Consider the following 25,858-nt stretch of genomic DNA (forward strand, 5'->3'; position numbering starts at 1 on the left):
CGGGGCGAGCGGGCACCGCCCGCCAGGATCGGCCGCCGGGGCGAGCGGGCACCGCCCGCCAGGATCGGCCGCCGGGGCGAGCGGGCACCGCCCGCCAGGATCGGCCGCCGGGGCGAGCGGGCACCGCCCGCCGGGATCGGCCGCCGGCCGGACGCGGCTCAGAAGAACTCCGACCACGGCTGGTCCGCGACCTGCTTCACGCACAGCACCAGGAACAGCAGCCCGGCCGTCGCGAGCATCCCGTTGCTGAGCCGGCCGTTGCGCCATTCGGCGGGCGTACGGGCCGAGTTGAGCAGCCAGATCAGGGTCAGCGCGAGGAAGGGCAGGAAGGCCGCGCCCAGCACGCCGTACAGGATGACCAGGCGGAAGGGCTGGCCCTGGAAGAGCAGGACCATCGGCGGGAAGGTCAGCCACAGCAGGTACAGGCGGAATGGCCGGGAGCGCTCGCGCCGGCCGGAGGCGACCTCGGCGCCCGTGGCCCGCGCGCCGCCCCGGTGGCGGGCGACGAAGTCGGCGAACATCAGGCTCACGCCGTGCCAGACGCCGATCAGGGAGGTGAAGGAGGTGGCGAAGAAGCCGATGAGGAAGAACGTGGCGGTGGCCGAGCCGTACTCCGCCTCGAGGATGTCGCCGAGCTGCACGAGTCCCTTGTCGCCGCCCGCGATGGCCACGTTCGCGGAGTGCAGCAGTTCGGCGCCGACGAACAGCATCGCGACCACGAAGACGCCGGTGGTGAGGTAGGCGACGCGGTTGTCGAGCCGCATCACCTTCATCCAGCCGGTGTCGGTCCAGCCCTTGGCGTTGACCCAGTACCCGTAGGCCGCGAGGGTGATGGTGCCGCCGACGCCGCCGATCAGGCCGAGGGTGTTGAGGACGGAGTCCTTCTCGTCGGGCAGGACGGGCAGCAGTCCCGCCAGGGCGTCCGCGATGTTCGGCGTCACGCGGACCGCGAGGTAGACGGTCACCACGAACATGACGCCCACCAGGACCGTCATGACCTTCTCGAACACCGCGTACTTGTTGAACCAGACGAACACCAGGCCCACCAGCCCGCAGGCGATGGCCCACCACTCCAGGTCCATCACGCCGGGGAACAGGGCCTGCAGGGGCAGCGCGCTGGACGACATCGCCGCCGCGCCGTAGACGAAGCCCCAGACGACGACGTAGACGAGGAAGAACCACGTCGTCCAGCGGCCGAGGCTCGCCCAGCCGTCGAACAGGGTGCGGCCGGTGGAGAGGTGCCAGCGGCCGGCCGCCTCCGCGAGGGAGATCTTGACCAGGCAGCCGAGGACCGCCGCCCAGAGCAGGGTGTAGCCGAAGTTGCTGCCGGCGATGAGGGTGGCGACCAGGTCGCCGGCGCCGACGCCGGTCGCGGCGACGACGATGCCGGGACCGATGTGACGCCAACTCGACTTACGGGGAGTGGGTTTGTCGCTGCCGGATGATGCCTCGGTGTCAGTGGGGTTTCCCGTGGTGTCCGCCATGCCCCTCAAGAAAGCCGAAGCGGGCGGGTCCGGCAAGGGGCCGTACCCGTCCGCGCGCGCTACTCACACCCACGGGTGCACTTCGCCGGGCCCGCCGCGCGGGACCGGTCACGCGTACGCCACACGGCCGGTCACGCGTACGCCGCGCGGCTGCCGTCGGCGCGTCAACTCCCTTCCGCGCACGGCCGTTCCGTACGATTCCGGCCATTCGACTCCTTGGCCACCCTTGACCTGGCCATGTCATGCCCCGACGATGAGCGGCACCCCGCACCCGTGCACGGCGAGCACACGGCACCGCAGACACACCGCGCCACAGGCACACCGCACCGCAGACACACCGCACCACGGAAGCACCGCACCGCACCTCGCACGCAGCTCCACACCGCTCCATCCCCCACGTGTCCGGCGATCCCGGACTTCTGGAGAACCGAGGAGAACCCATGCGACTCCGCACACGCGGCGCAGGCCTCATCCGCGGCCGCGGCCGCGGCGGCAGACGAACCGCCGCGCTGGCCGCCCTGATGGCCCTCGCCCTCGCCGCGCCGATCTCGGCGACGGCCACGAACGCGGCGGCCGACGGCGCCGTCAAGGCGGCACCCTCCGCCGACGACATCCGCCAGTACGAGATCCACGTCCACCACAGCACGCCCGAGATGCGCACCGCGATCGCCGGGGCCGGGGTGAGCGTGGACGAGGCCGACGAGGAGACCGTCGTCGTCTCCGGCCGCGCGGACCAGATCAGGAAGCTGCGCGCGCAGGGCTACGAGGTCGCCGCGCTGGGCGCCGCCCCGGACCGCACCGCCGAGGGCGAGACCCGGCTCTACGACTTCCCGTCCGCCGACTCGCGCTACCACAACTACGCCGAGATGACCGCGGAGATCGACCAGCGCATCGCGGCCTACCCGAACATCATCAGCAAGCGGGTGATCGGCACCTCCTACCAGGGCCGCAACATCGTCGCCGTCAAGATCAGCGACAACGTGGGCACCGACGAGGCCGAGCCCGAGGTGCTGTTCACGCACCACCAGCACGCCCGTGAGCACCTGACCGTGGAGATGGCCCTGTACCTGATCCGCGAGCTGGGCGCCGGCTACGGCACCGACTCCCGCATCACCAGCATGGTCAACAACCGCGAGATCTGGATCGTGCCCGACATCAACCCGGACGGCGGCGAGTACGACATCGCCACCGGCGCCTACCGGTCGTGGCGCAAGAACCGTCAGCCCAACTCCGGCTCCACGGCCGTCGGCACGGACCTCAACCGCAACTGGGCCTACCGGTGGGGCTGCTGCGGCGGCTCCTCGGGCTCGACGTCCTCCGAGACCTACCGGGGCACGGCGGCCGAGTCGGCGCCCGAGGTGAAGGTCGTCGCCAACTTCGTGCGCAGCCGGGTCGTGGGCGGCGTCCAGCAGATCAAGGCGGGCATCGACTTCCACACCTACAGCGAACTGGTGCTGTGGCCCTTCGGGTACACCACCGCCGACACCACCACCGGGATGACCGCGGACGACCGCAACGCCTTCGCCACGGTCGGCCGTTCGATGGCCGCCAGCAACGGGTACACCCCGGAGCAGGCGAGCGACCTGTACGTCACGGACGGGTCGATCGACGACTACCTCTGGGGCACGCACAAGATCTTCGCGTACACCTTCGAGATGTACCCGGGCTCGGCGGGCGGCGGCGGGTTCTACCCGCCCGACGAGGTCATCGAGCGGGAGACCGCGCGCAACAAGGACGCGGTGCTGCAACTGCTGGAGAACTCGGACTGCATGTACCGCTCGATCGGCAAGCAGGCCCAGTACTGCGGCTGACGGCGCCCGCTAGTCGGCCTCGGGCTCCGCGTCCGGGCCGGCGTCGGACCCGGTGTCCTCGCGGTCGGCCTCGTCCTCGAAGTAGGCGTCGAGGACCGCGTCCAGCTGCTCGTCCCACTCCTTGAAGCGGCCCCTGGCCGTCGCCTCGATCTCGATCGGGTACCAGCGGCGGTCAGGGGTGTGCACCGTGACGGTGAACCGCTTCCCGAACCGCGGGGTCTCCGTCTCGATCGCGCCGATCTCCTCCCAGCGGAACTCGCACTCCTCCTCGTCGAGGCGGAGGCGGACGCCCCGGGCGTCGGCGACGATCCGCGCCCGGCGGTCGGCGGCCTCGAAGACGGGACCGTCCGGCGTCGCCGCCGGCTCCTCCGGCTCCGGCTCCTCCGACTCCCCGGCCGACGCGGTCGCTTCGGCCGGTGCGCCGTCGGAGACGTCCGGGTCGGTGACCGCCCCGTCCTCCTCCGCGTCGCCCTTCGGCCTGGCGTCCTTCGGCTCCGCGGTCACGGGCGAGGTGAGCCCGGGGATGAATGCCGGATCGAATCCGGCGCCCTCCAGGGGCTGGCTGCTCGAACCTATGCGCTGCTCCACAGCGGGCAGTATGGTCGACGATCCTGTGCCGGACACAGCCAGCCCCCAACTTCGTTATGAGACTCCTACACGCGAGCAAGCGGCCGCGGCTGGACGAACAGGCCCAATACGGCCGCCACGGCGAAGCCGGCGACGGACAGCACCGTCCTCGGGATCAGCCCAGGACGGCGAGCGCGTCGATCTCGACGAGGAGGCCCGCGGGGAGACCGACGCAGACGGTCGTGCGCGCGGCGGGCGGGGCGGTGAGCGCCTGCTCCTCGAAGTAGGTGTCGTAGAGGTCGTTCATCTCCGCGAAGTGGTCCACGTCCGTCAGGTAGACGCGGATCATCATCACGTCGTCCCAGCTCGCGCCGCCCTCCTCCAGGACCGCCTTGACGTTGGCGAGGGTCTGGAGGGTCTGCTCGCGCAGGGTGGGGCCGGCCGGTGCGGGGGGCCTGCCCTCCTCGGCGGGCAGGAAGCCGACCTGCCCGGCGACCTGGAGGATGTTGCCCTTGCGCACGCCGTGCGAGAACTTCGCGGGCGGAGTGGTGTGGGTCTTCGGCGTGAGCGCGGTCTTGTCGGCCATGGTCGTACGGTGTCCTTCGCTTCAGGTCCTGCCGGAGTACTCGCCGCTGATGTCGTCCGCCGATGCCGTCCGCGGTGCGGCGCACCCGCGGGAGCGGGGCGAGGAGTTCGTCGGCGGTGTCGCGCACCGCGCAGCACACTACTTCTGGAGGCTCGTATGGCCCTCGGTCCCGGGACCGAAGCGCTCGCGCGGCTCGCGCGGGAGCGCGTCGACCACCGTTTCAAGGGCCTGCCGCCGGACGCCGACGGCCTGACGGTCGGCGAACTGGCCGCCCAGCGCCGCAACCTGTTCACCGGCGGCTTCACCACCCCCGTCCTCGCGCTGTCCGCCGAGCGCCTGGAGCACAACCTGCGGCTCATGGAGACGTACGCCACCCGGCACGGACTCGCGTTCGCCCCGCACGGCAAGACCTCCATGGCGCCCCGGCTGTTCCGGCGGCAGATCGAGCACGGCGCCTGGGGCATCACCCTCGCCGTCCCCCACCAGGTCCGCGTGGCGCGGGCGTACGGCGTCCGGCGGATCTTCCTCGCCAACGAACTGGTGGACCCGGCGGCCCTGCGCGCCGTCGCGGCGGACCTCGCCGCCGACCCCGGGTACTCCTTCGTCTGCTACGTCGACTCCGTGCGCGGGGTGGAGCTGATGGACGCGGTACTGCGCGGGACGGCCCGCCCGCTCGACGTGGTCGTGGAACTGGCCGCGGGCGAGGACGCCCGCACGGGGGTCCGCACGGAGGCCGGTTGCGCGGCGGTCGCGGACGCGGTGGCCGCCGCGCCGGCCCTGCGGCTGGTGGGCGTCGCCGGCTACGAGGGCGAGGTGCCGCGGGCCGACCCGGAGCGCGTGCACGCCTGGCTGCGCCGGCTGGTGGCGCTGGCCGTGGACCTCGACAGGGCGGGGCGGTTCGCCGACGCGGAGGAGATCGTCGTCAGCGCGGGCGGCAGCGCCTGGTTCGACGCGGTCGCGGACGTGTTCGCCACCATCCCCGAACTCTCCCTGCCGGTGCTGAAGTTGCTGCGCTCCGGCGCCTACGTCTCGCACGACGACGGCCACTACCGGAGGGTCACGCCCTTCAACCGCGTCCCCGAGGAGGGCACCCTGGAACCGGCGTTCCGCCTCTGGGCGCAGGTGGTGTCCCGGCCGTCCGCCGGGCAGGCCTTCCTGAACGCGGGCAAGCGGGACGCCGCCCACGACCTCGACCTGCCCGTCGCGCAGGTCGTGCGGCGGGACGGCGACGAGCGCCCGGCGACCGGCGTCGACGTCACCGCCCTGTCCGACCAGCACACCTGGCTGCGGACGGCACCGGACGCCGACCTGGAGGTGGGCGACTGGGTGGGCCTCGGCCTGTCCCACCCGTGCACGTCCTTCGACAAGTGGCAGCTGATCCCGCTGGCCGGGGCGGACGGCACGGTCGTCGACTACATCCGTACGTTCTTCTAGGAGGTCGGTCGTGGAAGCTCTGGTCGTCCGGGACGCGGACGTCGTCGACGGCACGGGCGCGGACTCCTACCGCGCCGACGTGGTGGTCGACGGCGGCCGGATCGTCTCGATCGTCAAGGAGGCCGCGGCCGCGGGCTGCCAGCGCCCGAAGGCGGTCCGCGAGCTGGACGCCGAGGGGCTGGTCCTGTCCCCCGGCTTCATCGACATGCACGCCCACAGCGACCTCGCCCTGCTGCGCGACCCCGACCACGGCGCGAAGGCCGCGCAGGGCGTCACCCTGGAGGTGCTGGGCCAGGACGGCCTGTCGTACGCGCCCGTCGACGACCGCACGCTCGACGGGGTGCGCCGGTCCGTGGCCGGCTGGAACGGCCCCGGCGACGACGTCGACTTCGACTGGCGGTCGGTGGGCGAGTACCTCGACCGGCTGGACCGCGGCATCGCCGTCAACGCCGCCTACCTGATCCCCCAGGGCACGGTCCGCGCGCTCGTCGTCGGCTGGGACGACCGCGAGGCGACCCCCCGCGAACTGGACCGGATGCGGCAACTGGTCGCCGAGGGCCTGGAGCAGGGCGCGGTCGGCCTGTCCTCCGGGCTGACCTACCCGCCCGGCGGGTACGCCGGGAACGCCGAACTGACCGAGCTGTGCCGGGTGGTGGCCTCGTACGGCGGCTACTACTGCCCGCACCACCGCTCCTACGGCGCCGGGGCCCTGGAGGCGTACGCGGAGACGGTCGAGCTGGCCCGCCGGGCGGGCTGCGCGCTCCACCTCGCCCACGCCACCCTGAACTTCGGGGTGAACGAGGGCCGGGCGCCCGAGCTGCTGGCCCTGCTGGACGGGGCGCTGGCCGCCGGGGCCGACATCACCCTCGACACCTATCCCTACACCGCCGGCTGCACCACCCTGGCGGCGCTGCTGCCGGGCTGGGCGGGCGAGGGCGGCCCGCGGGAGACCCTGCGCCGGCTGACGGACGAGGAGGCCGCCGAACGGATCCGGCACGACCTGGAGGCGGTGGGCTCGGACGGCTGCCACGGCGTGCCGGTCGACTGGGACACCGTCGAGGTCTCGGGTGTCGGCAGCGCCGCCCTGGACGCGTACGTCGGCCGTACGGTCCGGGAGTCGGCGGCGCTGCGCGGCGAGGCGCCCTGGACGACCGCCCGCCGGCTGCTGGTCGAGGACCGGCTCGCCACGACGGTCCTCCAGCACGTCGGCCACGAGGAGAACGTCCGCGCGATCATGCGCCACCGGGTGCACACCGGCGGCTCGGACGGCATCCTCCAGGGCGCCAGGCCCCACCCGCGCGCGTACGGCACCTTCCCGCGCTACCTCGGGCGGTACGCGCGGGAGCTGGGGGTGCTGTCCCTGGAGGAGTGCGTCGCCCACCTCACGGGCCGCCCGGCGGCCCGGCTGCGGTTGCCGGACCGGGGCCTGGTCCGCGAGGGGTACCGGGCGGACCTGGTCCTGTTCGACCCGCGGACGGTGGCGGCGGGCTCGTCCTACGACGCGCCGCGCACGCCGCCCACCGGCATCCCGTACGTGCTGGTCGACGGCCGGTTCGTCATCGAGGACGGCCGGCGCACGGACGTACTGGCGGGACGGGCGGTCCGTCGCACTCCCGTGCCCGGGTGACGGACCGCCCCCGCGCGTCGCCCTACGGCTTGGGCAGGGCGCACCCGGCGGCGCTCAGGTTCAGCTGGTTGCCGGTGGTGAAGCAGGCGGGGAACTGGTAGGTCTCCTGGGCGTAGTTGATGCCCTGGCGGACGGTGACGTTGCCGCTCGCGTCGACCTCGCAGGGGTTGTTCACCGTGCAGGACTCGCCGTCCTCGTTGCCGGTGTTGTTGACGGCCACGACCTTGCCGGTGGCCTGGTCGACCACCGGCGAACCGGAGGTGCCGCCGATGGTCTGGCAGGCGGAGGTGTAGCGGACCGAGTCCTTCCAGGTCCAGTCGCCCTCCTTGACGCGGTACACGAACCCGTCGATGTTGCAGCTGTAGAGCCGCTTCCAGTAACCGGAGGCGACGGTGATCGCGGTGCCGGCGGTCGGGTGCGTGTCCTGCACGGTGAGCGCGCTGATGCCGTAGGAGCTGCGGATCGCCGCGTACGTGCTGGTGAGCTGGTAGACCGCCGCGTCCGTGTCGGTCATCGTGCCGTAGGCGAGCTTGCCGGCGCGCAGGGTCGCGACCCGGGTGCCGGCGGAGTTGAGCAGTCCGAAGGTGCGGCTGGAGGTCCGGTTGACGAGGACCTGGCCCGGCGTCGGGAATCCCGTCTCCAGGCAGTGGCCGTTGGTGAGGACCAGTGCCGGGGCGGTGTCCAGGGAGTTCGGGAAGCGGATCAGGGAGCCGGAACAGTTGCTCAGCGCCACGGTCCCGGCCAGGGTGACGGCCTGCAGGGCCGGCGACGCGGCCGCCTTCGTGTCCGCCGCGTCCGCGACGGTCGACGCCGTGCTCACGACCGCCGACGCCTCGCCGGCGGGCGCCTCGCTCACGGGCGCCGCGACCGCGGGCGCCGCGCCGGCCCCGGCGATGGCCAGGGCGATGAACGCGGCGACGAGAGGCTTTCTCATGTGGGGGGTCCCCTCTGACGACAGGACGACCGGAGATCTTCCGGCCGCCGGTGCTGTGTCACGCGCGACGGATCAAGCGCGCTTTTTGTCATGCGCATTGTTGGCGCGGAGGGGGAGGAGGACAAGGGTCACTTTTCAGCCGCGGGGAGGGCGACGGGGCGGGGTGATGGGGGAGCTCGGGGCGGCGGGGGGTCGCCGGAGCGCGCCGGGGCCGGCGGGGGCCGGCGGAAGCAGCCGCGGCCGTCGGACTGCCGCAGGGGGACGCCGGAAGCGGGCGGGGCCCGTCGGACTGCCACAGGGGACGCCGGAAGCGGGCGGGGCGCCACCCCGGGGCGATGAGAACCGACGGAGGGCCGGCACGGGCCGGGGCGGGTCGCCCGAGAGCCGACACCGAGCCGCCAGGAGCCGGCGGGCAACCGGAATCACCGGCAACCGGCGGGAGCCACCTCGGAGCTCCTGCGGAGTCGCCCGGTGTCGGCGGGTGCCGGCGGGTGTCGGCGGGTGTCGGCGGGGCCGGTCGGCCACCGGCGGGCCTCCACCGAGGGCACGGCTGGGAGGCGCCGCCGGCCGACAGGGGCTTGCGGGGCCGACGCGAGCCGACGCGAGCCGGCAAGGGACGCGGTTCGGGACCGCCGGGCAGGTGGGGCCCACGAGCAGGCGGGCCGGGGTGTTGGAGTGCCGACGGCGGGCGGGTGGCCGAAGAGCCGGCAGCAGGCGGGTTGCCGGCGGTAGCCAGGGACGCTAGAGGCGGACCGAGGCTGCCGACAGCCAGGGTTGCCGACGGTAGCCAAGGCCACCAGAAGCGGACCCAGGCTGCCGACAGCCAGGGTTGCCGACGGTAGCCAAGGCCACCAGAAGCGGACCCAGGCTGCCGACAGCCAGGGTTGCCGACGGTAGCCAGGGGCGCCGGAGGCGGCCAAGGTGCCGGTCGATTCAGGGTGGGCCCGCGCTCTCCCGGCCTCCTCTACCTCTGCCCTTTGCCCCGCCCTTTGGCGTTCCCTCTGCCGGAGTCGACGGCCGGGGCGGTACCGGCCTCGGCGGGTGCGGAGCTCGTCGTGGGGCCTGCCGAAGGGGACGCCGCCGTCGGCGGCTCGGACGCCTTGACGCCCGACGGGGCAGTGGGCCGGGCCGCGGTGGGCGACGCCCCGGCCGTCGGCCCGGTGTCCGCCTCCCGGGTGGGGGACGCGGCCCCCTCGTCCCCCGCTCCGGCCGTCCCCTCCGGAGCCGACCGGGTGTCCGCCGGCCGTCCCTGCTCCGCGTCGTCCGGCGATCCGGAGAACGCGAAGCCCGCGACCAGCGCGGCCACGGAGACGACACCGACCGCGCCGACGGCGGCGAGCGCGCGCCGGGGCCGCCGGGCGGCCCGCCGACGGTCCGCGCGGCCGCCGGACGGCTGCGGGTCGAGGACCTGCGGGTCGAAGGCCTGCGGGTCGTGCCCCTGCGGGCCGGACGTCTCCGCGACGCGCGGCAGCTCGCTCGTCTCGTCGTAGGCGTTCTCCCAGCCGTGCGCCGCGGCCGGATCCCGGTACGCCTCGTAGGGCGGCGGGTCGGTCTCGGCGTGCGGGAGGTACACGTTCGGCTGAACCGGGGGGTTCGCGCTCTCACCTGGCCTGGACATGGCCGGGGATTGTAGAGAGGCGGGGGGCCTCCGGGACAGCGGTCGGCGATATCACCGCAAACCCGACGTCTCACGTGGCGGAAAACACGCCCCGCGCGGCGTTACCGAGCCGTAAGCTCGCCCCATGCAGGTGATCCAGTCGACCAAGCTCAGCAATGTCTGTTACGAGATCCGGGGCCCGGTTCTCGAAGAGGCGATGCGCCTGGAAGCGGCGGGGCACCGCATCCTCAAGCTGAACACGGGCAATCCGGCCGCGTTCGGCTTCGACTGCCCGCCGGAGATCCTGGAGGACATCCTCCGCAACGTCTCCTCGGCGCACGGCTACGGCGACGCCAAGGGCCTGCTGGCCGCGCGCCGCGCCGTGGTCATGCACAACCAGACGCTGGGCATCGAGACGGACGTCGAGCACGTCTTCATCGGCAACGGCGTCTCCGAGCTGATCGTGATGGCGATGCAGGGCCTGCTGGACGACGGCGACGAGGTCCTCGTCCCGGCGCCCGACTACCCCCTGTGGACCGCCGCCGTGGCGCTGTCCGGCGGCACCGCCGTGCACTACCGCTGCGACGAGCAGGCCGACTGGATGCCGGACCTCGCGGACATCGAGCGCAAGGTCACCGACCGCACCAAGGCGATCGTCATCATCAACCCGAACAACCCGACGGGCGCGGTGTACGACGAGGCGATGATCCGGGGCCTGACCGACATCGCCCGCCGGCACAACCTGCTGGTCTGCTCGGACGAGATCTACGACAAGATCCTCTACGACGGCGCCACGCACACCCCGACCGCCAAGGTCGCGCCGGACCTGCTCACCCTCACCTTCAACGGCATGTCGAAGGCGTACCGGGTGGCCGGGTACCGGGTGGGCTGGATGTCGATCTCGGGGCCGCGCGCCCACGCCGACTCCTACATCGAGGGCCTGACGATCCTGGCGAACATGCGCCTGTGCGCGAACATGCCGGGTCAGCACGGGGTGGTGGCCGCGCTCAGCGGGCGGCAGACGATCGACGAGCTGGTGCTGCCGGGCGGGCGGCTCAAGGAGCAGATGGACACGGCGTACGAGCTGCTGACGCAGATCCCGGGGGTGACGTGCGTGCGGCCGAAGGGGGCGCTGTACCTCTTCCCGCGCCTGGACCCGTCAGTCTTCAAGATCAAGGACGACCGGCGGATGGTCCTCGACCTGCTGCGCCAGGAGAAGATCATGGTGGTCCAGGGCACCGGCTTCAACTGGCCGGAACCCGACCACTTCCGGGTCGTCACGCTGCCCACGGTGACGGACCTGCGGGACGCGGTCGGACGGATCGGGCGGTTCCTGGACGGTTACGGCCAGCCCTGAGGGCCGGGTCCGCCGACGCCCCTCGGGGGCCGGGGGCGGATTTCAAGATCAACTCAACTTTAGACGAATTCCAAGCTAGGATGGTTTCCTGTCAGCACACGGGAGGCCATCTCATGTACGAACCGATCCGCACCAAATCGGTGCACAGCACGATGGCCGGCACCTCCGACTTCCCCCACCGGACGCGCGAGGAGGAGCTGGACATCCAGCTCGCGGGCCATCTCGCGGCGCTGCTCGCCGTCACCGACGAACTGCGCGCCCGGACCCCGTCCCGCGACCTGGACACCGCGGCCGAACGGCTCGCGCAGCAGGTCGCCCGGCTGCGGGGAGGCAGGCCGCCGGTCCGCACCACGACCCCCGGCACCACCCGGTCCGCGGCCCTGCACCACCGGGCCCACACCCTCGCCGGACGCGCCCTGGTCGTCGCCGCGTCCCGCGCCGACACCGCCGCGGCGATCCTCTCGGCGGAACGCATGGACGCCCACACCGCGGCCCTGGCGGCCGACGCCCTGACCGCCACCGCCTGACCCCCACCGGGGTCCCCCGAACGGCCCCGGTCCGCGTGCACCCGCAGCGACGCGCGGACCGGGCGCCACAGTTTCAGTACGCTGACCGCATGGGCATGGACTACGCGAAGATGCGCGTGATCGCCGAGGAACTCGGAGGCTACGCCGAGCGGCTCGAAGGGGCCTGGAGCGTCGAGATCGGCCCGTCCGGCCCGATACTGGCCATGACGTGCCCGTCGAAACGCCACGAGGGCACGATCCGCCGCATCCGCAATCAGTTGAACGAGCAGATCCCCACCACTCATCCCGGGTACGTCTGCGAGAACGGCCCTGAGATCGAGCATCCCGCGTTGGGCCGCATGCGCCTCCCCGACGCCGCCGTCATTCCCGAGGAAGCCCTTGACGAAGAGGGCCTCGCCGTCGACGCCGTACAGGTGCTCGCGGTCGTCGAGATCGTCTCGCCGTCCAACCCGAACAACGACTACATCGAAAAGCTCTCCGACTACCCCGCCATGGGCATCCCCCACTACCTGATCGTCGACCCTCGCACCGGCACCGTCGAGGCGCACTCCGAGCCCTGCAGGGGCCGGTACACGCGCAAGGACCCGTACATCTACGGCGACAAGGTCCCCTTCGGCCCCTGGACGGTCGACACGGCCGACTTCCGCCGCTATGGCAGGGCGGGCGACGGCGCGGACTGAGCCGACCCCGGCGGCGACCGGCCCGCAACAGGAACGGCTGGTTCCCGTTGCAATCCGGGTCCGGTCCTTCACCCTCCGTTCATCCCGGTCACCCGGGAATGTGCGATTCCGGGAGCACGCTCGCCGCGTGAGACGTATCGCAGGAATCGTCCTCGCGGTGCTGCTGATCGGTGGCGTGGTGGCCGCCGTCGTCGCAGGCCGGGACAACGAGGAGACAGGCACGGCAACGAAGACCGTGCGGATGGTCATCGGATCGGAGAAGGCCGAGTTCTTCGCGGATCCGGACGTGGTGAAGGCCCTGGCCGCCAAGGGCTACACCGTGAAGGCCGAGACCTCCGGGTCCTGGGCCATGGAAGGGCTGGACCTCAAGGGATTCGACCTCGCCTTCCCGTCCAGCCAGGCGCCCGCCGCCGAGCTGGCCGCCAAGTACGAGGTCACGGGGACCCTCCCCCGCCCGTTCTACTCACCGCTCGTCGTCGTGGCCCACCGCGGGGCCGCCGAGGTGCTCGCCGGGAACGGGCTGGCCACGCTCGACGGGAAGAGCCGCGGCCTCCTGGACATGGCCGCCTTCCTCGACGCGGCCGGGGACGACCGCACCTGGCAGCAGCTCAAGGGCGCCGCGGCGTACGGGGAGCTGACCGGCACCCTCTACATCTCCAGCACCGACCCGGAGACCTCCAGCTCCGGCGCCCTCTACCTGGCCGCCGCCTCCTACGTCGCCAACGGCGGCAAGGTGGTCGCGAGCGACGGCGAGGTCGCGGGGACCACGCCGCTGCTGCGCAAGCTGGTCAGCGTGCAGGGTGCCCAGCAGTCCAGCACCGACGCGGCCTTCCGGGACTTCGTCAGCGGCGCCGGCAACCCCCTCGTCCTCGTCTACGAGTCCCAGGTGGCCGCCCTCCTCGACGGGCAGCCCGACCCCCAGGACCTGGTCGTCCTCTACCCGGACACCACGGTCAACAGCGACCACACCGTCGTACCGCTCACCGAGCAGGGCAACGCCGTCGCCGAACTCCTCGGCAGCGACGCGCGGTTGCGCAAGCTGGCCGTGCGGCACGGCTTCCGTCCGCAGGGCGACCTCGCCGAGTTCGCGGCGGCCACCGCGCGGCGCACCGCCTATCTCAAGCAGCAGCTGACCGGCGTCCGCCAGGCGCCCGTGCCCACCTCCGCGGTGCTGCACGAACTGGCACGACGGGCGCGCGGATAAAAGGGGGGACACACCAAGTGAGCACCACGGAAAGCGACTTCACCCTCACCCCGCCGGAGGCCGTCACGGCCGTGCCGCGGGAGAGGGCCGGCGGACTCGTGCCGGTCGACGACCGGGTCCGCACCGACATGGCCGCCAAGGCCGCCGCGTACGTCGACGGCCTGGCCGCCCTGGACGCCCGCTCGCCCGAGTTCGCCGGCAAGGTCGGCGAGATCACCGCGCTGGGTGCCGGCGAGATGCGCACCGCGACCACGCAGTCCAACCGGATGCTGGAGCGCACCGTGCGCAGCCTGCCCGACAAGGGCGGGGACGCCTCGTCGAAGGTGGCCGGCTCGCTCGTCGAACTGCGGCGCGTGGTCGAGGACCTGGACCCGCGGGACCTGCCCGCGAGCAGGGGCCGCAGGCTGCTGTCCCGGCTGCCGGGAGGCAACAGGCTGCGCGACCACGTCGCCAGGTACGCCTCCGCGCAGGGCACGTTGAACAGGATCGTCGGCTCGCTGCGGGGCGGGCAGGACGAACTGCGCCGCGACAACGCCGCGCTGCAGACCGAGCGGGTCCGCCTGTGGGAGACCATGGGCAAGCTCCAGGAGTACGTCGTGCTGACCGAGGCCCTGGACGGCGCCGTCGAGCAGCACATCGCCGGCGTCGGGGCCACCGACCCCGCGCAGGCCGACACCCTGCGCGCCGACGTCCTCTTCCCGGTCCGGCAGAAGCACCAGGACCTGCTCACCCAGCTGGCGGTGTGCGCGCAGGGATACCTCGCCATGGACGTCGTACGCCGCAACAACGACGAACTGATCAAGGGGGTCGACCGGGCGGCCACGACGACCGTGTCGGCGCTGCGGATCTCCGTGATGCTGGCCTCGGCGCTGGACAACCAGAAGAAGGTCGTCGAGCAGGTCAACGCCCTGCGCGGGACCACCGAGGACCTGATCCGGGGCAACGCGGAGATGCTGGCGACGCAGAGCGGGGAGATCCAGCGCATCGCCGCCGACCCGGCGGTGGGGGCCGAGACCCTGCGGACCGCCTTCCAGCAGATCTACCGCACCCTCGACGCCATCGACACGTACAAGGTCCAGGCCACCGAGGCGATGGCGGTGACGGTGGAGAGCCTGACCTCCGAACTCCAGCAGGCGAGCGCGCACCTGGACCGCAGCCGCTCGCAGGGCGCGCTCGAAGGAGGCCTCGGATGAGACGGCCGGCCGCCGCCCTGCTCGCCGCCGTCGCCCTGCTGGGCGCGTGCACGGCCGCCCGGGAGAAGGGGGAGGAGAAGGACGCGGGCGCCCCCGGGCCGGGCACCCTGCGCGTCCTGGCATCCAGCGAACTCAGCGACATGACACCGGTCTTCGAGCAGGTCGAGAAGGACACCGGTGTCACGCTCCGGCCCACCTACATGGGCACCCTCGACGCCGTGGACCTGCTGGCCGGCGGCAAGGCCGACGGCCGCTACGACGCCGTGTGGCTGTCCTCCAACGACTATCTGCGGCTGCGCCCGGACGCGGCGAAGCGGGTCGTCTCGGAGACCTCCGTCATGTCCAGCCCGGTCGCCGTCGGCGTGCGGACCGCCACGGTCAGGAAGCTGGGCTGGAAGCCGGCCGAGGTCACCTGGTCGCAGATCGACGGGGCCGTCCGGGACGGGCGGCTCACCTACGGCATGACCGACCCGGCCCGCTCCAACTCCGGTTTCTCCACGCTGATCTCGGTCGCCTCCGCGCTCTCCGGCGCCCAGTCCGCGCTCACCGACGCGGACGTGACGAAGGCCCGCCCCCGGCTGAAGGAGTTCTTCCGGGGGCAGAAGCTGACCTCGGGCTCCTCGGGCTGGCTGGCGAGCGCGTACGCCCGCCGCGGTGACGTCGACGCACTGCTCAACTACGAGTCCGTCCTCGAGGGCATCCCGGACCTGACCGTGATCCGCCCGACGGACGGCGTCGTCACCGCCGACTACCCCCTCTCCTCCCTCGCCGGCACCGGCACGACGACCCGTGAGGACGTGCGCCGGGTGGCCGAGGCGCTGCGCACGGACGCCGTGCAGCGGCTGATCACCGACCGCACCCACCGCCGTCCGGTCGTCGCCTCCGTACCGCCCGCGACGGGCCTCGACACCGGCCGGCGGCGCGAACTTCCCTTCCCCGGCACCCGGTCCGTCGCCGACGGCCTGCTCGACGCCTACGAGAACGAACTGCGCCGCCCCTCGCGGACGGTGTACGTCCTCGACACCTCCGGATCGATGGAGGGCGGCCGCCTCGACGGGCTGAAGGCGGCCCTCACCGGTCTCACCGGCGACTTCCGCGACCGGGAGGAGGTCACCCTGATGCCGTTCGGCTCGGACGTGAAGAGCGTGCGCACGCACGTCGTCGACCCCGCCGACCCGGACCGGGGACTCGCCGCGATCCGCGGCGACACCGAGGCCCTGGAGGCCGACGGCGACACCGCGATCTTCACCTCCCTGGAGAAGGCGTACGACCATCTCGGCACCCGCACCCGCACCGGCGCCGGCACCGGCACGGACACGTTCACGTCGATCGTGCTGATGACGGACGGCGAGAACACCGCGGGCGCCGACGCGGACGACTTCGACGCCTTCTACCGCGGGCTGTCCGGCGACCGCCGGAACATACCCGTCTTCACCGTCCTGTTCGGCGACTCCGACCGCGCGGAACTGGAGCACATCGCCGAGCTGACCGGCGGCCGCCTCTTCGACGCCCAGCAGGGCTCGCTGGACGGCGCCTTCGAGGAGATCCGTGGCTACCAGTAGGTTCGTGGGCTACCTGGAGTCCCGCAAGAACATCGCCGGCAGCGGGTGCGGGCTGGCCGGCCTGGTGCTGACCTTCACGGGCGCGGCGGGGCCGTACTGGCCGGTCGTGGTCGTCGGCCTGTACGGCGCGGGCGCGCTGATCGCGCCGCCGGAACGGCCCGCGCCGCCGGACTTCCCGGACCCCTCCGCGCAGCTCGACGAGGTGCGCGGCGACTTCCGCCGGCTTCAGACCTACCTCGCGGACGTCGAACTGCCGCCCGCGGCGGCCGGCCGGCTCACCGAACTGACGGAGCTGCTGACCGCGTTGCTGGACCCGGGCTGGGTCACCGAGATCCTCGCCCAGGACCCGGAGGCGGTGCACGCGCTGTCGCGGGCGGTGCGCCAGGACGTGCCGGAGGCGGTCGACACGTTCGTGCGGACCCGCTGGTGGACACGGCTCGCGCCGGGCCAGGAACCGCCCGAGCGGCACCTGGAGCGGCAGTTGGCGCTGCTGCACGAGGAGGCGGAGCGGCTGGCGGCGGGGCTGCGCGAGACGGAGGCGCGGCGGCAGGAGTCGCACACCCGGTACCTGGAGGACCGCTCGAAGTAGGGCACGACAAGGGGCGAAGGCCTGCCGCCGCCCGTCCCGTCGGGGCTGACGGGTGGGCGACGACAGGCCCTGGGCCCCCCACGCCGTTGTGCGGGGCCTCGCCGGTCCGTGGTGCTGTCACCGCGGCCGGCCGTGACGATGTTGCTGGTCAGGGCACGATCGGAACCGGCCGCGGCGTATTCGGGGGCTGGTCAGCCCAGGCGCTGCACCAGAGCGCGGTACTCGTCCCACAGCTCCTTCGGCGTGTGGTCGCCGAAGGTGTCGAGGTGGTCGGGGATCAGGGCGGCCTCCTCGCGCCAGATCTCCTTGTCGACGGTGAGGAGGAAGTCGAGGTCCTTCCCGTCCAGGTCGAGGCCCTCGGTGTCCAGTGCGCCCGGCGCCGGCAGGACGCCGATCGGCGTCTCGACGCCCTCGGCCCTGCCGTCCAGGCGCTCCACGATCCACTTCAGGACGCGGGAGTTCTCGCCGAAGCCGGGCCAGACGAACCTGCCGTCGTCGTCCTTGCGGAACCAGTTGACGTAGTAGATCTTCGGGAGCTTCGCCTGGTCCTTGCCCTTGGCGACGTCGACCCAGTGGCCCATGTAGTCGCCCATGTTGTAGCCGCAGAACGGCAGCATGGCGAAGGGGTCGCGGCGCAGCTCGCCGACCTTGCCCTCGGCGGCGGCGGTCTTCTCGGAGGCCACGTTGGCGCCGAGGAAGACGCCGTGGTTCCAGTCGAAGGACTCCGTCACCAGCGGTACGGCGGTGGCGCGCCGGCCGCCGAAGAGGATCGCCGAGATCGGCACGCCCCTGGGGTCCTCCCACTCGGGCGCGATGATCGGGCACTGCGAGGCGGGGACGGTGAAGCGGGCGTTGGGGTGGGCGGCCGGGGACTGCGACTGCGGGGTCCAGTCGTTGCCCTTCCAGTCCGTGAGGTGGGCGGGCGGCTCCTCGGTCATGCCCTCCCACCACACGTCGCCGTCGTCGGTGAGGGCGACGTTGGTGAAGACCGCGTTGCCCCACAGCGTCTTCATCGCGTTGGCGTTGGTGTGCTCACCGGTGCCGGGCGCGACGCCGAAGAAGCCCGCCTCGGGGTTGATGGCGTACAGCCGACCGTCCTCGCCGAACCGCATCCAGGCGATGTCGTCACCGATGGTCTCGACGGTCCAGCCGCGGGTGGTCGGCTCCAGCATGGCGAGGTTCGTCTTGCCGCAGGCGCTCGGGAAGGCGGCGGCGACGTACTTCGGCTCGCCGTGCGGAGGGGTCAGCTTGAGGATCAGCATGTGCTCGGCGAGCCAGCCCTCGTCGCGGGCCATGACGGAGGCGATGCGCAGGGCGTAGCACTTCTTGCCGAGCAGGGCGTTGCCGCCGTAGCCGGAGCCGTAGGACCAGATCTCGCGGGTCTCGGGGAAGTGCGAGATGTACTTGGTGGTGTTGCACGGCCAGGGGACGTCCGCCTCGCCCTTCGCCAGCGGCGCCCCGAGCGTGTGCACGGCACGCACGAAGAAGCCGTCGGAGCCGAGTTCGTCGAGGACGGGCTGTCCCATGCGGGTCATGGTGCGCATGGACACGGCGACGTAGGCGGAGTCGGTGATCTCGACGCCGATCGCGGAGAGGTCCGAGCCGAGGGGGCCCATGCAGAACGGGACGACGTACATCGTCCGGCCCTTCATCGAGCCGCGGAAGACGCCCTTCTCACCGGTGAAGATCTCCCGCATCTCGGCGGGGGCCTTCCAGTGGTTGGTCGGGCCCGCGTCCTCCTCCTTCTCGGAGCAGATGAAGGTGCGGTCCTCGACCCGGGCGACATCGGTCGGGTCGGACGCCGCGTAGTAGGAGTCGGGGCGCTTGACGGGGTCGAGCTTGCGGAAGGTGCCCTTCTGCACCAGCTCCTCGCACAGCCGCCGGTACTCGGCCTCGGATCCGTCACACCAGACCACGTTGTCCGGCTGCGTCAGTTCGGCGATCTCGTTGACCCACGAGATCAGTTCCTGGTGCTGGGTGGGGATGACGGGGGGAGCCGCGATGTCGCGCGCCACGATCGCTCCTAGGTGAGGGATTTTGTCCTTTTCTGCCCCGTGGGGGCCGCGACCCGGATGCTTCGCAGCGAGCTGCTGAGCGCTCATCCGGTGCCGACCGCACTCATTTGATCATCCGACGCGCGCACGCATCTGTCCAGAGGGCGTCACAGATGAGCGGCGTGAGGCTCGCCACGTACGCCCCCGCCGACCCCTGCCGCGCCCTCGGGCACCCGGCGGGGGGCATGAGACGATGACCACTCCTCGCCGTTCGTCCCACCCCGCCGATCCGTAACTTACGGTTCCGTAGGTACGATGGAAGGCATGACTGCGTCCGTCCCCGACGCGCGTACGGACACGCCGGCCGCCGGCCGCGGTCCCGTCGCGCTCTCCCTGCCGCATCCGGTCAAACCCAAGCTGCGCGGCTGGCTGCACCTCGCCATGTTCCCCGCCGCCCTGGTCGCGGGCCTCGTGCTCACCGCCCTCGCCGACTCCACGAGGGGCCGTATCGCCTGCGGCGTCTTCGCCCTCACCGCCTGCCTGCTGTTCGGCGTGAGCGCGCTCTACCACCGGGGCGACTGGAGCCCTCGCATGGACGGCGTCCTGCGGCGCCTGGACCACGCCAACATCTTCCTGATCATCGCGGGCACCTACACGCCGCTGACGATGCTTCTCCTGCCGGGCGCCAAGGGCGAGGTGCTGCTCTGGTGCATCTGGGCCGCCGCCGCGGCGGGGATCGCCTTCCGGGTCTTCTGGGTCGGCGCCCCGCGCTGGCTCTACACGCCCTGCTACATCGCGATGGGCTGGGCGGCCGTCTTCTTCCTGCCCGACTTCATGCGCACGGGCGGCATCGCCGTGCTGGTCCTGGTCGTGGTCGGCGGCCTCCTCTACAGCGCGGGCGGCGTGATCTACGGCATCAAGCGCCCGAACCCGTCACCGCGCTGGTTCGGCTTCCACGAGGTGTTCCACTCCCTCACCCTGGCCGCGTTCATCACGCACTACGTGGGCATCTCGCTGGTCGCCTACCAGCACGGATAGACCCCACCGCCTCCCCGAGGGCCACGGCCTGCGAGCCGTGGCCCTCTTCCGTGCTCGCTTCCGTGCTCGCTTCCGTGCTCGCTTCCGTGCACGAAACGGCGGACGGGCGCGGCTGAGGCCCCTCAAGCGTCCCCCGTGCGCTCTCGGACGACGGAGAGCACCTCGGTCACCGGCCGCATGATCCGCGTCGCGCTCGTCGACCGCGCGCCGAGCGTCCTGGAACACGGCCCCGGGAAGGGAAACCCCCGAGGACCCGTCGCCCGCCCGTGCCATCCTGACCGGGTGAACGCACCCGAGATCCGTGTCGAAGTCGCCCCCGGACTGGCCCTGTTCGTCCCGCCCGCCCGGCGGTCCGGCGCCACCGCCCTCGCCGTCGACGGCGTCTCCACCCTCGGCCACGTCGTCGAGTCCCTCGGGGTGCCCCTCACGGAGGTCGGCACCCTGTTCGTCGACGGCCGCGAGGTACCGGTCTCGCACGTCCCGGCCGACGGCGAGTCGGTGGAGGTGCGTCCCGTCGCCCGCCCCCAGCGGGTGCCGGGCGCCCCGCTGCGCTTCCTCCTCGACGTCCACCTCGGCACCCTCGCCCGCCGGCTGCGGCTGCTCGGCGTGGACACGGCGTACGAGTCGGCCGACATCGGCGACCCGGCCCTCGCGGCCCGCTCGGCGGCCGAGCGGCGGGTCATGCTGAGCCGCGACCGCGGTCTGCTGCGCCGCCGCGAGCTGTGGGCGGGCGCCTTCGTCTACAGCACCGCCCCCGAGGAGCAACTCCGGGACGTCCTGGACCGGTTCGCCCCCGAGCTGCGCCCCTGGACGCGCTGCACCGCCTGCAACGGGCTGCTGCGCGAGGCCACCAAGGAGGAGGTCGCCGACCAGCTCAAGGGCGGCACCCGGAAGTCGTACGACGTGTTCGCGCGGTGCCTGGACTGCGGGCGGGCGTACTGGAAGGGCGCGCACCACGAGCAGCTGGAGGCCATCGTGGAACGCGCCCTTCGGGACTTCGCGGGCGACCGCTAGCGCCGCTTCGTCCTCGCGTCGCCCTTTCCGCAGGCGATGCCGTCCCTGTCGCGGTCCAGGCCGTGGCGGTCGCGGCCGGAGACCTTCAGGGGCGTGCCGTAACCCTTCTCCTCCAGCCAGTGGCAGCGTTCGGCGACGGTGTTCGCCTTCTTCGGGAAGGTCCAGGGCACGCACTGGCCGACGGTGCCGTAGGAGTGGTCGCAGCCGTCGAAGCCGGCGGGCATCCCGACGCCCTCGTGGCCCTGGTGGTCGCGGTGGTCGCCGTGGTCGGTGCTCGGCGGTACGGCGGTGCCGGTCTCGCTCGCGGGGACGGCCCGCAGGTCCTCGGCGAAGTCCTGGACGCGGGCCGCCGCGACCTGGCCGGCCGCTCCGATCCGCACCCACGTCGACACCGACGGCACGCCGTTCGCGTCGACGACCGACAGCATGTACCAGCCGGGCGGGGCCAGGTTCGGGTTGCTGGTGAGGCTGAGGTCGACGGTGTCGCCGTGGACGGTCATCGGCAGGTCGACGTAGCGCTGGTTGGGGTCGGAGGAGTGGGTGACGGCCGCCGGGCGGATCAGGGACGCCTTGACCACCGGCTTGTCGACCGTGATGCGCTGGTCGGTGCCGTACGCCCAGGTGGTGTTCGCGACCGAGGTGATCCGCGGGCGGGCGCCCTTGAACAGGTACGGCGGTTCGTAGAGGGACACCCGCTGGTCGAAGGAGCCGTCGCCCGGGTTGTCGCCGACGCTCAGGACACGGCCGTCGGGCAGCAGCAGGGACGAGGAGTGGTAGGTCCGCGGGACCGGGTCGGTCGCCAGGCCCGCCCGGAAGGTGTTGCTCGCCGGGTCGTACATCGACGCCTCGAAGACGGGGTCCTCGCGGTAGGTGTGCAGGGCGCCGCCGGTCTCCAGGACCTTGCCGTCCGGGAGGATGACCGCGGAGACGTACACCTTGCCCTCGTCGCCGGTCTGCGGGGTGCCGTCCTGGTAGTGGCCCTGCGGCAGGTCCGGGCCCGGCACGTACCGCGGCGCGTCGGCCTTCATGTCGATGACGTCGACGAGCCGGTGCGCGTCGGGCGACACGGTGTGGTTGCCGCCGCCGATCGTGACGACCTTCTGGTCCTGGGCGGGCGGCAGCAGCACCGACATGGACTGGTCCCGCTCGTCCTTCCTGCGCAGGCCCGGCACCTCGGCGATGGTGCCGGCGTCGTAGTCGTACACGGAGGCGCCGGTGCCGGGCAGGCCGTTGCCGAAGACGTGGCTGCCGGTGTAGAAGAGGCGGCCGTCCTGGAGCAGGATCATCGACGGGTACAGCCCCCAGAAGGACCAGGCCTGCTTGGCCTCGCCGAGCGGCAGCCACTTGTTCTGGGCGTGGGAGAAGTGCTCGTTGACGACGGTGCCGGAGGAGTCCTCGGCGAGGCCGCCCAGCGAGATCACGTCGCCGTTGCCCATCGCGGTGGCCGACGGGTACCAGTGGCCCGCCAGCATGTCGTTGACCTTGGTGTAGGTGTTCTGGTCGGGGTCGAAGACGTAGCTGGTGCGCAGGCCCTTGTAGCCGACGCTGCCGTCGGGCGCGGCGTAGTCCTTGTTGCCGCCGACGACCAGCACCCGGCCGTCGGGGAGCTGCACGTGCCCGGCGCAGAAGAAGTCCTCGGGCGTCGGGATGTCGGTGTAGGCGCCGGTGACGGGGTCGTAGAGCGAGGTCCTGAAGGTGCCCGCCTCGAACATGTCGAGGTCGTTGCCGGAGCCGGCGATGAGCAGGACCTTGCCGTTGTGCAGCAGCACCGAGTGGATGGCGCGGACGGGCGCGTGGGTGGTCTGGACGGTCCACCTGCCCGTGCACTCCGGTCCGGTGCCGCCCGTGGCGCAGGGGTCGGGGCCTGCGGGGACGGTGGCGTCCGTCATGGCGTAGTCGTCGGTGGTGAGGGTGCCGACGCCGTAGAGGGAGCCGCCCCAGGTGATCCGGTCGGTGTTCGGCGGGACGATCGGGGTGCGGACCTCGGTGCGGGTCCAGCCGGCCGACTGCTCCAGGGTCTTGAGGTCGGTCCAGTAGACCCAGCCCTGGACGGTGTCGTGGCGGAAGAGGGTGAAGGCCACGTCGGGTGTCGTGGACCTGTACCAGAACGACAGGTCGTACTGGTGGGCCGGGGTGACCTGCGGGGCGCAGGTGTTCTCCAGCATCATCGTCTTGCGGTCGCCGTCGGCGCGCCGGGTCAGCTCGACGCGTACGGCCCGGCTGCCGGAGTGGGCGTCGTCGGTGACGGTGAAGGAGAAGTCGTTGTCGCCCCAGCCCGACTTCTCGAAGCACTGCGGGAACCCGGACGTCCCGTCGAGGATCTCCAGGCCGGGGTTGCTGACCAGGTTGGTGGCGGCGGTGGCGGGCTGGGCGCCCAGCGGGCCGAGCCCGAGGGCGGCGGCGAACAGCATGAGGGCGGTGAGCAGCAGACGCGGTGTCCTTCCGGGTGGAAGGGTCCGCCGCCCCGGTCGTCTTCGGGCTCCGTACATGGTGGTCCCCCCTTGTCCACGAGCCCCCGCATCACGGGTGGTGCGTCACGGATGGCTCGTCACGGGCGTCATTCGTCGTTCTCGATGCGGAGGATGTCGATCCGGCCGCCGCCCTCGCCGAAGGTGGCGACCGGCGTGCCGTGCGCGAACAGGTCCCGCAGGGTGGGGAGATGCTCGCGCTCGCCGCGCAGGGCCGGGGTGGAGACGACGTAGTCGATGTCCTTCCAGCCGTGCGGCAGCGTCTTGGTGACCGCCGGGTCCTGGTCGAGCTTGTAGTGCCAGATGACGCCGGTGCCCGGCCGGTAGCCGGCGTCGACCGCGTCCAGCCAGAGCACGCCGTCGGTGACGACGCGCACCTGGTCGCGGTCTCCGACGGGCGTCTCGCGCAGCCAGCGGGCGGCGTCGTGGTACACGCCGTTGTCGTCGGCCCGCATGGCGGCGCGGTCCTGCTCGTACCAGTGCGGTGCGGTGACCACCACGGCCAGCGCGACGGCCGCCAGGGAGGCGGTGGTGCGCGGCCCCGGCCGGGCGGGCAGCCGCCTCGCCGCGGCCCCGGCGGGCCCCGCCGCGGGACGCGGCCTGCCGGGCAGCCTGCTCACCGCGGCCTCGGTCAGCCCGGCCACGGCGAGCGCCAGGAAGGGCAGGACCTGCACGACGTACATCTGCGGCAGGTAGCCGCCGGGCCGCAGCGCGACCAGCGCCAGCACCAGCACGGCGAGGGCGACGGGCCGCAGCCGGCGTACCGCGAACGCGCAGCCGGCGGCCGCGGCACCGCCGATCAGCAGGTACGGGTCCCGGTCCAGCCAGCCGGTGACCAGCTGGTGGGCGTCGGTGCCCTCGGCGAACACCGATCCGCTGCCCTCGCGCCCGCCGAGCTGGAACTTGAGCGTGCCGAGCAGCGAGACGTGTCCGGCGCCGGGGAACAGCTCGCCCTTGAGCAGGGCGTACAGCGGATAGAACAGGCCGGTGAGGACGAACCCGGAGCCGAAGCCGGCGAAGGAGAACTTGCGGGTGCTGGGGTGGCTGCCCTGCCAGAGGGTGACCAGCAGCACGGGCAGCAGGACCGCGATGGTCTCCTTGGAGAGCACGGCCACGGCGAACGCCATGCCGGCCGCGGCGTGGTGCCACAGGTGGCGGCGCGGCGACAGGGCGAAGGCGAAGGACACCAGGACCCACAGGACGGCGAAGTTGTCCAGGTAGATCTGCCGGTGCAGGACCACGGCGAGCGGTGACAACGCGTACAGCAGCATCGCCGCGGCGGCCGTGGGGCGGGCCAGGCCGAGGCGCCGACCGATGACGAAGACGAGGACCATCGACGCCGCGGCCACCGGCAGCATGGCGATCCGGCCCTGGACGAACGTGGGCAGGTCGGGCAGCAGCCGGTCGGGCAGCCAGGACACGGAGGCGAGCTGCATCCAGCCGAGCGGCGGGTGGTCGTACCAGTAGGTGTAATGCGCGAGTTCGCCGTGCTGCACCGCCCACGCCTGCGCGAGATAGGTGCCCTCGTCATCGTTCGGGAAGGGGTAATTGCCGATTCCGAGAATCCTCGCCAGGAGACCGGCGAAGAGAACGGGCGCAACCCAGAGATAATCGCGCCGTAACACACTCTCGCGCAGGGAGGTGCGATCGGTCGCGGAATCCCCGGGCGCCGGCCGGGAAACGGAAGGAGTGCCTTCGGAAAGGTTTGTCTTGGACTCGTCACGCGCACGCGTTTTCGGCACGGCAGCCCCCATGCGGAATCCCCCCACCCACTTCTCGGCCTGACGGCAGCCGGGGGACTCCCCCTTGAAACCCCCCGGAATCAGGCATGCCGGAGCATCATGGCATACGTCCGGGCGGCGCATGAGCAGAACCCATGACTCCGCTTGAGGCGGGGATCATCACGCCGAGGCCACATTGCGAGGGAAATACCGAACCTGCTAACTTCGGCCCTGGTTTGCTCGTGGGCCCGAATTGATCATGCGCGAAAACTCCGCGATATCCGTGATACCGGAGTGGGAAACCGGCTGGGAACCGGCCCCTCGCCAAGGGCCGCCACACATCACGAGCATCACACGGAACACCGTCCGCCGGGGGGCCGCAGACGGACGGTTCTTTCCGAAGAACACCGGAGAACACTGAAGTACACCGGAGAACGCCTGAGAACGCCGGGTCGCGCCCGGTGAAACACC

Annotated in this window: 20 protein-coding genes; 12 read left to right on the plus strand and 8 right to left on the minus strand. The window is 72.1% G+C overall.

Going from position 1 to position 25,858, the window contains the following annotated elements:
• Window positions 1-158 precede the first annotated feature (158 nt).
• Window positions 159-1,484 (minus strand): Nramp family divalent metal transporter, encoded by a 1,326-nt coding sequence (locus ACGFQC_RS06865; protein ID WP_363092623.1) that lies wholly within the window; start codon window positions 1,482-1,484, stop codon window positions 159-161.
• Window positions 1,485-1,924: 440 nt separating this feature from the next.
• Here ACGFQC_RS06865 and ACGFQC_RS06870 point away from each other — a divergent pair, with 440 nt between their 5' ends.
• Complete coding sequence (locus tag ACGFQC_RS06870) at window positions 1,925-3,295, plus strand: M14 family metallopeptidase (RefSeq protein WP_363092624.1); 1,371 nt, start codon at window positions 1,925-1,927, stop codon at window positions 3,293-3,295.
• A 9-nt stretch (window positions 3,296-3,304) separates the two neighbouring features.
• Here ACGFQC_RS06870 and ACGFQC_RS06875 read toward each other — a convergent pair whose 3' ends face one another.
• Complete coding sequence (locus ACGFQC_RS06875) at window positions 3,305-3,883, minus strand: hypothetical protein (RefSeq protein ID WP_363092625.1); 579 nt, start codon at window positions 3,881-3,883, stop codon at window positions 3,305-3,307.
• Window positions 3,884-4,037: 154 nt separating this feature from the next.
• Window positions 4,038-4,448, minus strand: coding sequence for a RidA family protein (locus ACGFQC_RS06880; protein ID WP_363092626.1), 411 nt, complete (start codon window positions 4,446-4,448; stop codon window positions 4,038-4,040).
• A gap of 156 nt (window positions 4,449-4,604) precedes the next feature.
• Between ACGFQC_RS06880 and ACGFQC_RS06885 the strand changes: the two genes are divergently transcribed.
• Together ACGFQC_RS06885 and ACGFQC_RS06890 are read left to right on the plus strand one after the other, a co-directional pair.
• Complete coding sequence (locus tag ACGFQC_RS06885; RefSeq protein WP_363092627.1) at window positions 4,605-5,882, plus strand: amino acid deaminase; 1,278 nt, start codon at window positions 4,605-4,607, stop codon at window positions 5,880-5,882.
• A 10-nt stretch (window positions 5,883-5,892) separates the two neighbouring features.
• Complete coding sequence (locus tag ACGFQC_RS06890) at window positions 5,893-7,509, plus strand: D-aminoacylase (protein ID WP_363092628.1); 1,617 nt, start codon at window positions 5,893-5,895, stop codon at window positions 7,507-7,509.
• A gap of 22 nt (window positions 7,510-7,531) precedes the next feature.
• On the opposite strand, the gene ACGFQC_RS06895 is transcribed toward ACGFQC_RS06890, so the two are convergent.
• Window positions 7,532-8,443: a serine protease gene (locus tag ACGFQC_RS06895; protein ID WP_363092629.1), complete on the minus strand. Its 912-nt coding sequence runs from the start codon at window positions 8,441-8,443 to the stop codon at window positions 7,532-7,534.
• 964 nt (window positions 8,444-9,407) lie between these two features.
• The gene (locus ACGFQC_RS06900; RefSeq protein ID WP_363092630.1) at window positions 9,408-10,061 is read right to left on the minus strand and encodes a hypothetical protein; all 654 of its coding nucleotides are present in this window, start codon (window positions 10,059-10,061) and stop codon (window positions 9,408-9,410) included.
• A gap of 124 nt (window positions 10,062-10,185) precedes the next feature.
• On the opposite strand from ACGFQC_RS06900, the gene ACGFQC_RS06905 reads away from it, so the two are divergent.
• The 7 genes from ACGFQC_RS06905 to ACGFQC_RS06935 all read left to right on the plus strand — a co-directional run bounded on the left by ACGFQC_RS06905 (window position 10,186) and on the right by ACGFQC_RS06935 (window position 17,152).
• Entirely contained in the window at window positions 10,186-11,397 is a 1,212-nt protein-coding gene (locus ACGFQC_RS06905; RefSeq protein ID WP_363092631.1) for a pyridoxal phosphate-dependent aminotransferase, read from the plus strand.
• Between the two features lie 113 nt (window positions 11,398-11,510).
• Window positions 11,511-11,924 (plus strand): hypothetical protein, encoded by a 414-nt coding sequence (locus ACGFQC_RS06910; RefSeq protein WP_363092632.1) that lies wholly within the window; start codon window positions 11,511-11,513, stop codon window positions 11,922-11,924.
• Between the two features lie 95 nt (window positions 11,925-12,019).
• Complete coding sequence (locus ACGFQC_RS06915; protein ID WP_363092643.1) at window positions 12,020-12,604, plus strand: Uma2 family endonuclease; 585 nt, start codon at window positions 12,020-12,022, stop codon at window positions 12,602-12,604.
• A gap of 127 nt (window positions 12,605-12,731) precedes the next feature.
• Window positions 12,732-13,808, plus strand: coding sequence for a hypothetical protein (locus tag ACGFQC_RS06920; protein WP_363092633.1), 1,077 nt, complete (start codon window positions 12,732-12,734; stop codon window positions 13,806-13,808).
• Window positions 13,809-13,825: 17 nt separating this feature from the next.
• Window positions 13,826-15,001, plus strand: coding sequence for a toxic anion resistance protein (locus ACGFQC_RS06925; RefSeq protein WP_363092634.1), 1,176 nt, complete (start codon window positions 13,826-13,828; stop codon window positions 14,999-15,001).
• On the plus strand, window positions 14,998-16,563 hold the full coding sequence (locus ACGFQC_RS06930) for a VWA domain-containing protein (RefSeq protein ID WP_363092635.1): 1,566 nt from the start codon (window positions 14,998-15,000) through the stop codon (window positions 16,561-16,563). The genes ACGFQC_RS06925 and ACGFQC_RS06930 overlap by 4 nt, the downstream gene beginning before the upstream one ends.
• Window positions 16,550-17,152: a hypothetical protein gene (locus ACGFQC_RS06935; RefSeq protein ID WP_363092636.1), complete on the plus strand. Its 603-nt coding sequence runs from the start codon at window positions 16,550-16,552 to the stop codon at window positions 17,150-17,152. The genes ACGFQC_RS06930 and ACGFQC_RS06935 overlap by 14 nt, the downstream gene beginning before the upstream one ends.
• Window positions 17,153-17,343: 191 nt before the next feature.
• On the opposite strand, the gene ACGFQC_RS06940 is transcribed toward ACGFQC_RS06935, so the two are convergent.
• Complete coding sequence (locus tag ACGFQC_RS06940) at window positions 17,344-19,167, minus strand: phosphoenolpyruvate carboxykinase (GTP) (RefSeq protein WP_363092637.1); 1,824 nt, start codon at window positions 19,165-19,167, stop codon at window positions 17,344-17,346.
• Between the two features lie 303 nt (window positions 19,168-19,470).
• Between ACGFQC_RS06940 and ACGFQC_RS06945 the strand changes: the two genes are divergently transcribed.
• On the plus strand, window positions 19,471-20,184 hold the full coding sequence (locus ACGFQC_RS06945; protein ID WP_363092638.1) for a hemolysin III family protein: 714 nt from the start codon (window positions 19,471-19,473) through the stop codon (window positions 20,182-20,184).
• A 282-nt stretch (window positions 20,185-20,466) separates the two neighbouring features.
• Entirely contained in the window at window positions 20,467-21,198 is a 732-nt protein-coding gene (locus ACGFQC_RS06950) for a Mut7-C RNAse domain-containing protein (RefSeq protein WP_363092639.1), read from the plus strand.
• Here ACGFQC_RS06950 and ACGFQC_RS06955 read toward each other — a convergent pair.
• The gene (locus ACGFQC_RS06955; RefSeq protein ID WP_393287907.1) at window positions 21,195-23,687 is read right to left on the minus strand and encodes a galactose oxidase-like domain-containing protein; all 2,493 of its coding nucleotides are present in this window, start codon (window positions 23,685-23,687) and stop codon (window positions 21,195-21,197) included. The two genes, ACGFQC_RS06950 and ACGFQC_RS06955, sit on opposite strands and share 4 nt — an antisense overlap.
• A 68-nt stretch (window positions 23,688-23,755) precedes the next feature.
• Entirely contained in the window at window positions 23,756-25,162 is a 1,407-nt protein-coding gene (locus ACGFQC_RS06960; protein WP_363092640.1) for a glycosyltransferase family 39 protein, read from the minus strand.
• Between the last annotated feature and the right edge of the window lie 696 nt (window positions 25,163-25,858).

The sequence above is a fragment of the Streptomyces sp. NPDC048734 genome (assembly GCF_043198675.1).
Classification (GTDB): domain Bacteria; phylum Actinomycetota; class Actinomycetes; order Streptomycetales; family Streptomycetaceae; genus Streptomyces.